Annotated in this window: 11 protein-coding genes; 9 read left to right on the forward strand and 2 right to left on the reverse strand. The window is 61.2% G+C overall.

The window, feature by feature from the left end:
• Positions 1–9: 9 nt before the first annotated feature.
• A complete protein-coding gene (locus ACP7BN_RS07580; protein ID WP_426202902.1) occupies positions 10–2,133 on the reverse strand; it encodes a TonB-dependent receptor plug domain-containing protein in 2,124 nt (707 codons plus the stop codon).
• Positions 2,134–2,329: 196 nt separating this feature from the next.
• On the opposite strand from ACP7BN_RS07580, the gene ACP7BN_RS07585 reads away from it, so the two are divergent.
• From ACP7BN_RS07585 to ACP7BN_RS07625, 9 genes are all read left to right on the forward strand, one after another.
• Entirely contained in the window at positions 2,330–3,355 is a 1,026-nt protein-coding gene (locus tag ACP7BN_RS07585; RefSeq protein ID WP_420646474.1) for an NAD(P)H-dependent glycerol-3-phosphate dehydrogenase, read from the forward strand.
• Between the two features lie 32 nt (positions 3,356–3,387).
• Positions 3,388–3,735: a DUF4389 domain-containing protein gene (locus ACP7BN_RS07590; RefSeq protein WP_426202904.1), complete on the forward strand. Its 348-nt coding sequence runs from the start codon at positions 3,388–3,390 to the stop codon at positions 3,733–3,735.
• Positions 3,732–4,184 carry a phosphohistidine phosphatase SixA gene (sixA, locus tag ACP7BN_RS07595; protein ID WP_426202906.1) on the forward strand — a complete coding sequence of 151 codons (453 nt, stop codon included), beginning with the start codon at positions 3,732–3,734 and terminating at the stop codon, positions 4,182–4,184. The genes ACP7BN_RS07590 and sixA overlap by 4 nt, the downstream gene beginning before the upstream one ends.
• Positions 4,185–4,271: 87 nt before the next feature.
• The gene (locus ACP7BN_RS07600; RefSeq protein WP_426202908.1) at positions 4,272–5,927 is read left to right on the forward strand and encodes an AMP-binding protein; all 1,656 of its coding nucleotides are present in this window, start codon (positions 4,272–4,274) and stop codon (positions 5,925–5,927) included.
• A 31-nt stretch (positions 5,928–5,958) separates the two neighbouring features.
• Positions 5,959–6,402, forward strand: a complete 444-nt coding sequence (locus ACP7BN_RS07605; RefSeq protein WP_426202911.1) for a hotdog fold thioesterase — start codon at positions 5,959–5,961, stop codon at positions 6,400–6,402.
• Positions 6,403–6,519: 117 nt separating this feature from the next.
• Complete coding sequence (locus ACP7BN_RS07610) at positions 6,520–7,326, forward strand: alpha/beta fold hydrolase (protein WP_426202913.1); 807 nt, start codon at positions 6,520–6,522, stop codon at positions 7,324–7,326.
• Entirely contained in the window at positions 7,323–8,177 is an 855-nt protein-coding gene (locus tag ACP7BN_RS07615; RefSeq protein ID WP_426202915.1) for an alpha/beta hydrolase, read from the forward strand. The genes ACP7BN_RS07610 and ACP7BN_RS07615 overlap by 4 nt, the downstream gene beginning before the upstream one ends.
• Before the next feature lie 115 nt (positions 8,178–8,292).
• Complete coding sequence (locus tag ACP7BN_RS07620) at positions 8,293–9,111, forward strand: DUF4892 domain-containing protein (RefSeq protein ID WP_426202918.1); 819 nt, start codon at positions 8,293–8,295, stop codon at positions 9,109–9,111.
• A gap of 67 nt (positions 9,112–9,178) precedes the next feature.
• The gene (locus ACP7BN_RS07625; protein ID WP_420646482.1) at positions 9,179–10,225 is read left to right on the forward strand and encodes an AI-2E family transporter; all 1,047 of its coding nucleotides are present in this window, start codon (positions 9,179–9,181) and stop codon (positions 10,223–10,225) included.
• Positions 10,226–10,774: 549 nt separating this feature from the next.
• On the opposite strand, the gene xopAW is transcribed toward ACP7BN_RS07625, so the two are convergent.
• Complete coding sequence (gene xopAW / locus ACP7BN_RS07630; RefSeq protein ID WP_426202921.1) at positions 10,775–11,425, reverse strand: XopAW family type III secretion system calcium-binding effector; 651 nt, start codon at positions 11,423–11,425, stop codon at positions 10,775–10,777.
• Positions 11,426–11,509 lie beyond the last annotated feature (84 nt).

The following is an 11,509-nucleotide window of genomic DNA, read 5'->3' on the forward strand; positions in this document are numbered from 1 at the left end:
TTGCGCACCCTAGAACTCCAGCTCGGCGCTGAAGTACATCACCCGGCGTTGGTCATAATTGTTGTCAACGAAGGTGGTCGGCTCGTTATCGAGACGCTGTTGCAACACGCCGGCCAGCTGCAGTTGGGCTTTGCCGATGGCGATGCGCTTGGCGATGCGCGTGTCGACCCGCTCGAAGCGGTAGCCGTTGAGCGCATTGTCACCATAGTAGAAGAGGGCGCTGTTCCAGCCGTGGCCCCAGTCGCGCAGCCAACCGGCCGAGCCGCTGTTGCGCGCGGTGAATTGTTGATCGAGCGGATTGCTCGCCTCGGCGTCGACGAAACCGTAGGTCAGGCGCAACCGGTCTTTCGCACTCAGGCGCCAGTCCAGTTGCGTTTCCGTGCCGCGAAAGCGCGAGCTGTTGGCGTTGCTGGCAATGTATTGATTGTTGCGCAGCGGCTCGCTGATCATCCCGGTGATTTCGTCGTAGAACAGCTTCACGTCCAGCGCCAGACCGAGTTCGGCGAAGTAGCCGTTGTAGCCCAGTTCGCGCGAGCGCATGTGTTCCTGATCGAGATCGCCGGGGCCACGGGTCTTGACGAAGTAGCGCGCCGAATTCTGCCCGTAGGCCGAAGGCCGCAGCTTGGTCACCTGATAGCTCCAGTTGACGTTGTTCTCGAACATGTCCGGCGAGCGGATTGCCTCCGAGTACACCGCGCGCACGCTGTGACGCGGGTTGATCAGATAGTTGACCGCAAACCTGGGTGTCAGCGAACTGCCGATCAGTTGCGTGTCTTCGAACATCGCACCGCCCTGCACCAGCCAGTGTTCACTGGCGCGCCACTCGAGTTGGCCGAACGCGCGCCAAGTGGTGTCGTCCAGCGTGCCGTTGAAGTAGGTCTGGGAATCGGCCCGGTCGTAACGATAGTTCAGGCCGCTGACCAGTCGCAGGCTGTCGGACAGGCTGAGGGTGTCTTGCAGTTCGAGGTCATAACGCGACTCGCGGGCGCTCTGGTCGATATCGCCGCACAAGGTCTGACGCGCGCCGTTGCGCCATTGATCGAGCACCTGATTGGCCAGGCCCATTTGCTGCGCGGTTCCCGCCGGCGCGCCGGGGCCGGTGAACAGCAGCATGTTACGCGCCAGACGCTCGGTGTAATTCGGGTTGAGCTGCCACAGTTCAGCCAGTTGCGGGCTGAACGACACTTCGGCATCGCAGGCGCGCCAAGTTTGCTGGCGATCCCAATGTTGCGCCGAGCCCTGGATATACAGGCTGTGCTCGGGATTGATGTCGAGGTTCCAGCGCAGCGAGCCGGCGTAGTCCTTGGCGATTACGTCGGAATTGTTCCCGGCAGCAGTAATCCCCGAGAACACCGGTTTGTAGGTGTAGGGGCGTTGATTGCTGCCGTCTTTCGCGTTGAGTTGCCAGTCGATGCTCTGGTTGTCGCTAAGGGTCTGGCTGACGGCGAGGCTGAAGCGATTCAAGCGGCGGCTGTCGCGGTAATCGGCACCGTTCGAGTCGTGATCAAAACCGTCGTCCTCTTGGCCCGACATCGACAGACGCAAATCGCCGCTGCTCCAGCCGACGTTCTGGCTGGCATAGAAGTCGTTGATGCCGCGTTGGCCGCGGGTGATTTTCAGCCGCGTGCCGTGGCTGTCCACCGGGTTGCGCGTAATGATGTTGACCACTGCCATCAGCGCATTGGCGCCGTAGCTGACGGTGTTCGGCCCGCGAAAGACTTCGATGCGTTCGATGTCTTCCATGGCCACCGGAATATCGCTCCAGTCCACCGTCGCCAGGCCTGCGCGATACACCGAGCGGCCGTCGATCAACACCTGCATGCGGCGTGCTTCGCTGGCGTTGGTCCCGTGATAATTGACCGCTGCCTGATTGCCGCTGATGTTGCCGACCATCATCCCCGGCACCAGTCGCAGCAGCTCGCTGATGTCGCGCGCGCCGCTGGCCGTGATCAGTTCGCTGTCGAGCACGGTCATGCTGCCCGGCACTTCCGCTGGCGACTGCTTGAGGCGCGTGGCGGTCAATACTTGCGGCAGAGCTTCGCTGTCGAGAAACAGGTCGTCCGCCAGCAATACCGGGCTGAACAGCAGCGCCAGCAGCAGTGATGAGCGCGAGGGGAGAGGGCCAACAGACACGACACAGCCTTGATCGCAGAGAATTGGCGCGCATGGTAACCGAGCGCAGTGACTTTTCCAGTCACGATGCGGGCATTTTCCTAGGTTTTATTGGTCTTCTTCCTACAAGTGTCGGTAATTGTTGCCGGGGCTGTCCGATGCCGGGCCGCTCCGTATAATGCCGGCATCGCCACTGGTATGGATTAACGGATTACATATGACTGAACAGCGCCCGATTGCGGTCCTGGGAGGCGGAAGTTTTGGTACCGCCGTGGCCAATCTGTTGGCCGAGAACGGCCATCAAGTCCTGCAGTGGATGCGTGACCCCGAACAGGCCGAAGCCATCCGGGTCAATCGCGAAAACCCGCGTTACCTCAAGGGCATCAAGATTCTGCCCGGTGTGACTGCTGTCACCGACCTGCAAGCAACGCTCGACGCTTGCGATTTGTGCTTTGTCGCGCTGCCGTCGAGCGCGTTGCGCACGGTTCTGGCCGCTCACGCCGAGCGTCTGAGCGGCAAAATGCTGGTCAGTCTGACCAAAGGCATCGAGGCGCAGACCTTCAAACTGATGAGTCAGATTCTCGAAGAGATCGCCCCACAGGCGCGCATCGGCGTGCTCTCCGGGCCGAACCTGGCGCGCGAGATCGCCGAACACGCACTGACCGCCACCGTGGTCGCCAGCGAAGACGAAGAACTGTGCAAACAGGTGCAAGCCGCTCTGCACGGGCGCACTTTCCGTGTCTACGCCAGTGCCGACCGTTTCGGCGTGGAGTTGGGCGGGGCGCTGAAAAACGTCTACGCGATCATCGCCGGCATGGCCGTTGCGCTGGAGATGGGCGAGAACACCAAGAGCATGCTGATCACCCGCGCGCTGGCCGAGATGACCCGCTTTGCGGTGAATCAGGGCGCCAACCCGATGACCTTCCTCGGTCTGGCCGGCGTGGGAGATTTGATCGTCACTTGCTCGTCACCGAAGAGTCGCAACTACCAAGTCGGCTTCGCCCTCGGCCAAGGTTTGAGCCTCGACGAAGCGGTGTCGCGCCTTGGCGAGGTGGCCGAAGGCGTCAACACCCTCAAGGTGCTCAAAGCCAAGTCGCAGGAGGCTGGCGTGTACATGCCACTGGTCGCCGGGCTGCACGCGATTCTGTTTGAAGGGCGCACGCTGGAGCAGGTGATAGGTCTGTTGATGCGCGCCGAGCCGAAAACCGACGTCGACTTTATTTCCACCAGCGGTTTCAACTGATAGTTGTTTATTGACGGGCAGGGGAACGAGACATGAACGATCCGAAAACCGAAGCCAAGTACGAATCCATTCTCCTGCGGGTGATGTGGATGATCATCTACCTGCTGGTCTGGCAAGTGGCGCAATTCGTCCTCGGCGGGGTGGTGCTGGTGCAGCTTATATACCGCCTGATCTATGGCGCGCCGAACGCTGGCCTGATGAATTTTGGCGACAGCCTCAGCCAGTTCCTCGCGCAGATCGGCCGCTTTGGCACCTTCCACAGCGACCAGAAGCCATGGCCGTTCGCCGACTGGCCGACGCCGCGCACTCCGGAAGGTGAAGCGCCACACGCGGTGCCGCCGGCAGCGCATCCGGTACGTGATGAGGAGCCCAAGCTATGAAACTCTGGGTGTTGCGCCATGGCGAGGCCGTGCCTTACGGCTCGTGCCCCGACTCCGAACGCGAGCTGACCGCGCTGGGTCGCGAAGAAGCGCTGCGTAGCGCCGCGCAATTGATCGGCCAGCCGATCACCGCGATCTACGCCAGCCCGTATTTGCGTGCACAGCAGACCGCGCAAGTGGTGCGTGAAGCGCTGGGTTTCGAGCCGGAGATTCGCACGGTTGAATGGCTGACGCCGGAAATCGATCCGGACCGGGTCGCCGAGCAACTGGTCTCAGTGAGCAATGTGCTGCTGGTCAGCCATAACCCGCTGGTGGGTAATCTGCTGAGCTATCTGCAACACGGCGCCGGGTGTCCGCCGGAGAAGGTCGGCACTGCTGGCCTGGCGGAGCTTGAGCACAGTGAACTGCTGATCGGCTCGATGACCCTCAACAGCCTGAAGCATCCGTAGATCTTGTTTCCGTTCGTAAAATAGTCAACCAAGCACTTGCTTGGTTGACTACGCTTGCTCCAGACCAAAAAAACAGGAGCGAGTCGAATGTCTGCCGCCATCCGTTTGCCGCTGGACGTGTTTTACGAGCGCGAAGCCCGGCACCCGCGCCAGCGCTTCATGGTGCAGCCGATCGGCGGCGGTCAGGTCGAGACTCTCAGTTGGGCCGACGTCGGCCATCAGGCCCGCTGCGCCGCACACTGGCTGCGCGCCCGCGAACTGCCGCAAGGCAGCCACATCGCCCTGATCTCGAAAAACTGCGCGCACTGGATCATCGCCGACCTGGCGATCTGGATGGCCGGGCACGTTTCGGTGCCGCTGTATCCGAACCTCACCGCCGACTCCGTGAATCAGGTGCTGACGCATTCGGAAAGCGTGCTGGCGTTCATCGGCAAACTGGATGACTGGCCGGGCATGTCGATCGGGATGCCGGCGGGTCTGCCGACCATCAGTCTGCCGTTGCATCCGCCGGGCACTTTCGATTTCAGCTGGGACGACCTGCAACGCAGCTCGCCGATCCAGGACGATCCGCGCCCCGCGGCCGAGCAACTGGCGACCATCATCTACACCTCCGGCACCACCGGTCTGCCCAAAGGCGTGATGCACAGCTTCGCCAACCTCGGCTTCGCCACCACTCATGGCACGCAGTTATTCGGCCTCAACGAAAACGATCGGCTGCTTTCCTATCTGCCGCTGTGCCACGTAGCCGAACGCATGTTTGTCGAGATGGCCTCGATCTATACCGGGCAGACCGTGTTCTTCGCCGAGAGCCTCGATACCTTCATGACCGACCTGCAGAGAGCGCGGCCGACGGCAATGTTTGGCGTGCCACGGATCTGGACCAAATTCCAGATGGGCGTGTACGGCAAGATTCCGGCCCAACGCCTGGATTTCCTGCTCGGCCTGCCATTCATTGGCAAACGCGTCGGGCACAAAGTGCTGGCGGGTTTGGGGCTGGATGCGTTGCGCGTGGCGCTGTCCGGCGCCGCGCCAGTGCCGCAGGCGTTGCTCGCCTGGTATCAGAAACTCGGGCTGGATGTACTCGAGGTCTACGGCATGACCGAGGGCTGCGGTTACTCGCACATCTGCCTGCCGGGCGAATACAAACAGGGCTGGATCGGCAAGCCGTGCCCGCAAGTCGAAGTGCGGATTGATCAGTCCGGCGAAGTGCAGGTGCGCAGTCAGGCGAACATGCTGGGCTATTTCAAGGAGCCGCAGAAAACCGCCGAAACCCTGACCGAGGACGGCTTCCTGCGCACCGGTGACAAGGGCGAGCAGGATGCCGAAGGGCGCTTGCGTCTGACGGGTCGCCTCAAGGAAATCTTCAAGACCAGCAAAGGCAAATACGTCGCCCCGGCACCGATTGAAAATCGCCTCGCGGTGCACACGCGGATCGAACAGGTGTGCGTGGTCGGCGATGGCTTGAGTGCGCCGCTGGGGCTATGCGTGCTGTCGGTGGCCGGCCGCGATGAGGCGCGCGCCAGTCTGCATTCGAGCCTGGAAAAACTCCTGGAGGAGGTCAACGCCGCGCTCGACAAGCATGAGCGTCTGCGCCGGTTGGTGGTGGTCAAGGACAGTTGGGCGGTGGAAAACGGTTTTCTCACGCCGACCCTGAAAATCAAACGCAACGTCATCGAATCCACTTACGGCGCACGCTTCGAAGAATGGAGCGAGCGCAGCGAGGCGGTGCTGTGGCAGGATTGAGCGACGATTAAAACAACAAAGGAAGTCTGCGATGAGCCTGTGGCGCACCACTCCGAACATCGAGCAGTTGAACGCAATCCAGAAAAACACCATCGGCGAAGTGCTGGATATTCGCTTCGAGGCCTTCGACGAAGAGTCCCTGAGCGCGAGCATGGTGATCGACCATCGCACCCATCAACCGTACGGTTTGTTGCACGGCGGTGCGTCGGTGGTACTGGCGGAAACCGTGGGTTCGATGGCCAGCTATTTGTGCATCGACGCCAGCAAGTTTTATTGCGTAGGCCTGGAGATCAACGCCAACCATTTGCGCGGTCTGCGCAGCGGGCGGGTGACGGCGGTGGCCAAGGCGATTCATATCGGGCGTACCACACATGTCTGGGATATTCGGCTGACCAGTGATGAGGGCAAGGCGAGTTGTGTGTCGCGACTGACCATGGCGGTGGTGCCTTTGGGGGAGAATCCGCCGGTGCGTTGAGCTCCGGCCTTCATAGTTCTGACCTGACTGTCATCATTCCTGGCAGTTACGGTCATTGCTGTCGTAAGCGGTCTTACGGACAATCAACCCCTGTCCCCCGCCCATGGATTCACCCGCATGTCGCAACCGATCTTTTTCGCCCACGCCAACGGTTTCCCTTCGGGTACCTACGGCAAGCTGTTTGCCGCGCTGGCGCCGGAGTTCCGTGTGACGCATCTGGAGCAGCATGCCCACGACCCGCGTTTCCCGGCGGGCGACAATTGGTACAACCTGGTCGACGAACTGATCCATCACCTGCGACAGCAAGACGAGCCGGTGTGGGGCGTCGGCCATTCGTTTGGCGGGATGCTGCATCTGCACGCGGCGTTACGGTGTCCTGAGCTGTATCGCGGCGTGGTCATGCTCGATTCGCCAGTGCTGACCCGCACCGATCAATGGGTGATCCGCGCCGCCAAGCGCTTTGGTTTCATCGACAAACTGACTCCGGCCGGGCGCACGCTGGGTCGGCGTGAGGAGTTTGCCGATCTGGACAGTGCGCGTGGCTACTTCGCCGGCAAAACCCTGTTCCGCAGCTTCGACCCGGAATGCTTCGACGCTTACCTGCAACACGGTCTGCACCGGGTCGGCGACAAGCTGCGTCTGCGCTTCGATCCGGCCACCGAGATCAGCATCTATCGCGGCGTGCCACACACCAGCCCTGCGCATACCCGGCAATTGCAGGTGCCGCTGGCGATGGTGCGCGGGCTCAAGAGCCAAGTGGTGATGCGTCATCACACGCGCTTTGTCGCGCGTCTGCCACAAGGCGAAGCGCTGAGCATGCCTGGCGGGCACATGTTTCCGCTTGAGCGTCCACAAGACACGGCGCTGCTGCTGAAAAACCTGTTCACACGCTGGGAAAATCGCCAGCACAAGGATTGCGCATGAGCCATGCCGTCGAAGAAGTCCGCCTCAGCCTGCCGCATATCGAACTGGCGGCCCATCTGTTCGGGCCGGAAGACGGTTTGCCGGTGATCGCTTTGCATGGCTGGCTGGACAACGCCAACAGCTTCGCGCGGCTGGCACCGAAGCTCAAAGGCTTGCGCATTGTTGCGCTGGACATGGCCGGACACGGGCATTCCGGCCATCGTCCGAACGGCGCCGGTTACGCGCTGTGGGACTACGCGCATGACGTGCTGCAAGTGGCCGAACAACTCGGCTGGAAGCGTTTCGGCCTGCTCGGACATTCGATGGGCGCCATTGTCTCGCTGGTGCTGGCGGGATCGTTGCCGGAAAAAATCACCCATCTGGCATTGATCGACGGTGTGATTCCTCCTACCGACAAAGGCGAAAACGCTGCCGAACGTATGGGCATGGCCCTACAGGCGCAACTCGATCTGCGCGAGAAACGCAAACCGGTTTACAACACGCTCGACCGCGCCATCGAAGCGCGCATGAAAGGCTTGGTCGCGGTCAGTCGCGAAGCCGCCGAACTGCTGGCGCAACGCGGGCTGATGCCGGTGCCCGGCGGTTACACCTGGCGCACCGACAATCGCCTGACCCTGCCTTCGCCGCTGCGTCTGACCCAGGAACAGGCGATGGCCTTCGTCCAGCGCATCACCTGTCCTACGCAATTGGTGGTAGCGGCCGACGGCATGCTGGCCAAACATCCTGAGTTGCTGGAGCGTCTACCCTTCAGCTGTGAACAGCTGCCAGGCGGGCATCATTTGCACCTGAACGATGAGGCCGGTGCCGACCTTGTCGCAGACTGTTTCAATCGCTTCTTCGCCATTCCTTGACTTGCACCGGGCAACTGTCGAGGCTGGGCGGGTTGAAATGGGAGACAAACAAGATGGATTTCTACACCGCTGCGACCCCGAATAGCCCAAGAGGCGCCCAGGCCATGCCTGTCCGATGAGCCTGCCCAAGCGTTGCCTCAGTCTGCTGGCGCTGTGTTTTTTCAGTCCCTTGTCATCTGCCGCCGACGTGCCCGGCAGTCAGGATCTGCCGATCGTGCCGCGTCTGGCCGATGCGCAGATCGTCGACTATCGCCCTCCGGTGGAGCTGGAGCGAATCTATCCGCTGGGTTCGATCCGCAAGATCAGCGGCCAACTGCGGTTTGACGGGCAAGTGACCGCCCGTGGGCAAACCACTTCGGTGACTTACGAACTGCCACCGGAACACTCCGCGACCGAAGCTTTCACTGCCGCCCGCGAGGCCTTGCAAAAACAGGATGCCGAGTTGCTGTTCTGGTGCCAGGCGCGTGATTGCGGCGAAAGCAGCCTGTGGGCCAATGAAGTGTTCGGTAACGCCAAGCTGTACGGCTCCGATGAACAACAAGCCTATCTGCTGCTGAGACTGGCAGAACCGCGCGACAACACGCTGGTGGCGCTGTACAGCATCACGCGCGGCAATCGCAAAGCCTATCTGCATGTCGAACAATTCGAGGCTGCTGCGCCGCTCGGCGACTTGCTGCCGACCTCCGCGACTTTACTGCGACAACTGAAAAGCACCGGTGAACTCGACTTGCCGAAACTCGTCAGCGATCCGGATGACACCTGGCTGCGTTTGCTCTCGCGGGGTCTGAACCTCGACACCACGTTGCGCGTGAGCGTCTCCGGGCCGAAGGCCGAGGCCTGGCGTCAGGCATTGATCGGGCAGGGCGTACGCGCCGCACGCATGGAAGCGGGCAGCGTCGATGGCGCCGGCCTGCGTATCGATCTGTTGCGCTAGGCGTCTGGGACGGGCACGCTTGGCGTGTTCGCCTACTCTTCGCTGACTGACTTCTTCGAGAACCTGCATGCTCAATAATGATCGGCTGTTGGTGCAAATCCTCCTGCTGGTGCTGTTCGGCGCCAGCCTGTGGGTGATGGCGCCGTTCTGGTCGGCGCTGTTCTGGGGTGCGGTGCTGGCGTTCGCCAGTTGGCCGCTGATGCGCCTGCTGACCCGTTTGCTCAATGGCCGTGAGTCGCTGGCGGCGCTGGTGCTGACGCTCGGCTGGATGTTGCTGGTGGCGGGGCCGTTGGTGTGGCTGGGTTTCAACCTGGCCGATCACGTGCGCGATGCCACGGCGTTGATCAAGGACGTGCAGGTCGACGGTCTGCCGGCGGCGCCCGACTGGCTTGGCAGCGTGCCACTGGTGGGCGAACGACTGGTGGCAATCTGGAACAGCATCGATCAGCAGGGTGCGGCGATGATGGTCGCGATCAAGCCTTATCTGGGGCAGGTCGGTAACTGGTTGCTGGCGCGCAGTGCGCAGATCGGCGGCGGGATTCTCGAACTGACGTTGAGCATTGTCTTCGTGTTCTTTTTCTACCGCGACGGGCCGCGGCTGGCGGCGTTTGTTCATGGCTTGCTGCAGCGACTGATCGGCGACCGCGCCGGGTATTACATCGATCTGGTTGCCGGCACTGTACAGCGGGTGGTCAACGGGGTGATTGGTACGGCGGCGGCGCAGGCGGTGTTGGCGTTGATTGGCTTCTTTATTGCCGGGGTGCCAGGGGCGCTGGTGTTGGGGATCGTGACCTTTCTGCTGAGTCTGATTCCGATGGGACCGCCGTTGGTGTGGATCCCGGCCACGGCGTGGCTGGCCTGGAAGGGTGATTATGGGATGGCGATCTTTCTCGGGATCTGGGGGACGTTCATCATCAGTGGCGTGGACAATGTGCTCAAGCCGTATCTGATCAGCCGTGGCGGGAATTTGCCGTTGGTGATTGTCTTGCTTGGGGTGTTTGGCGGGCTGATTGCGTTTGGGTTTATCGGGTTGTTCATCGGGCCTACGCTTTTGGCGGTGGCTTATAGTTTGTTGACGGATTGGAGTAAGAGTCAGGCTCGGATTGAACGCTGATTGAGAACATATCCGTTTTTGGGGTGATGGCCTCTTATGGTTTCGCCCTGACGGTCGACTCCCTTTGGCAGACGCCCCAAAGGAAGCAAAGGTCTTTACCCTGACGTTCGGCCCGCTCGCTGGGGCTCGGGGTTCCTTCCTTCCGGGTTTCATCCGGGGGCATCGCCTCCGGTTTGCTGCGCTGCACCTCCTCTCGATGTGTTCGACTTCGTCGAACGGCGCTTCGCGCCAACCCCGGATGAACCCCTCCACTCAGCCTGCCGACGGGCGCTTGAGATCAAAAGCGGTACTCGAGCTAACGCTCATCGTGTTGAGTGGTGGCGAGGCAACATCTGGAGCGGATTGGGTGGCTTTTGAAAATTCGAATTCACCTCGGTATCCCACGTCGGCGTATTTTTCGTCGGCACCTCGGTCAGTCCCCTCTACCTCTGGGAGAGGGCTAGGGTGAGGGCAGCTTTGATTGGCACACTAAAAATCGAAAGCAACCAACTCACCCAGCAGCTTTAATCGCTCCGAAAAGTCGAACCCGGGAGCGATCCTCCCATCACCTCAAGTCGCCACATTCAAATACTTGCCCAACGGCGCCGCATTATCCAGTGAGTACTGCTTGCTCAAATTCGCGATCATGCGGTTCAACGCTTCAGCGGTGGTCTGAGCACTGGCAGTCTGGTCCTCCGCCGGACGCTCGCGCCCAGCCTGTAATGCTTCCTTCAGCTCATCACTGCTCACGCCGCCACTGCTGTCGCTGTCCAGCACTTTCAGCAACGCCGCGCCGTCGTCGTTGCTGGTCGATGAGGTGCTGTCGCTGGTCTGCAACGCGCTGTTCAATTCAGCGGCGGTTATGCTGCCGTCACCGTCGGCGTCCAGTGCGCTGATCAGGGCGTCGGCGAGGTCGGTGTTGGGTGGCTGATTGGCGGGTGGCGGCGGTGGTGGTGCTATTGCGGCCATTTCTTCGGAGCTGAGGCTTCCGCTGGTGTCGCTGTCCAGATCGCCGAATTGTTGGCTCAGGTTGACCAGCAAGCCGTCGTCGGATTTCTGCGACAACGCGCTGCTCAGTTCATCCTGATCTACTGCGCCGTCGCCATTGCTGTCGAGCTTAGTGAACAGTTCTTTTTGCAGTTGCTGGCTGCGGGCGTTTTGCGTGGCGGTGTTGGTGTTGGTGCTGGTATAGCTCGTGTAGTTGCTGACGCTACCGATCATCGGGCTCACTCCTTGGGCTGAAAAACCGGTGGGCGTACCGGCTTATGCAGCCTCAAGGGGCGAGTTGTCGGGGGTATGTGGAGT

The sequence above is a fragment of the Pseudomonas sp. TWP3-1 genome (assembly GCF_049896625.1).
GTDB lineage: Bacteria > Pseudomonadota > Gammaproteobacteria > Pseudomonadales > Pseudomonadaceae > Aquipseudomonas.

What these genes read in the sequence shown, in the direction of transcription:
- ACP7BN_RS07620 (WP_426202918.1), top strand. Translation starts at nt 8,293, where the DNA reads ATGAGCCTGCCCAAGCGTTGCCTCAGTCTGCTGGCGCTGTGTTTTTTC.
- ACP7BN_RS07605 (WP_426202911.1), top strand. Translation starts at nt 5,959, where the DNA reads ATGAGCCTGTGGCGCACCACTCCGAACATCGAGCAGTTGAACGCAATC.
- ACP7BN_RS07610 (WP_426202913.1), top strand. Translation starts at nt 6,520, where the DNA reads ATGTCGCAACCGATCTTTTTCGCCCACGCCAACGGTTTCCCTTCGGGT.
- sixA (WP_426202906.1), top strand. Translation starts at nt 3,732, where the DNA reads ATGAAACTCTGGGTGTTGCGCCATGGCGAGGCCGTGCCTTACGGCTCG.
- ACP7BN_RS07600 (WP_426202908.1), top strand. Translation starts at nt 4,272, where the DNA reads ATGTCTGCCGCCATCCGTTTGCCGCTGGACGTGTTTTACGAGCGCGAA.
- xopAW (WP_426202921.1), bottom strand. Translation starts at nt 11,425, where the DNA reads ATGATCGGTAGCGTCAGCAACTACACGAGCTATACCAGCACCAACACC.
- ACP7BN_RS07625 (WP_420646482.1), top strand. Translation starts at nt 9,179, where the DNA reads ATGCTCAATAATGATCGGCTGTTGGTGCAAATCCTCCTGCTGGTGCTG.
- ACP7BN_RS07615 (WP_426202915.1), top strand. Translation starts at nt 7,323, where the DNA reads ATGAGCCATGCCGTCGAAGAAGTCCGCCTCAGCCTGCCGCATATCGAA.
- ACP7BN_RS07590 (WP_426202904.1), top strand. Translation starts at nt 3,388, where the DNA reads ATGAACGATCCGAAAACCGAAGCCAAGTACGAATCCATTCTCCTGCGG.
- ACP7BN_RS07585 (WP_420646474.1), top strand. Translation starts at nt 2,330, where the DNA reads ATGACTGAACAGCGCCCGATTGCGGTCCTGGGAGGCGGAAGTTTTGGT.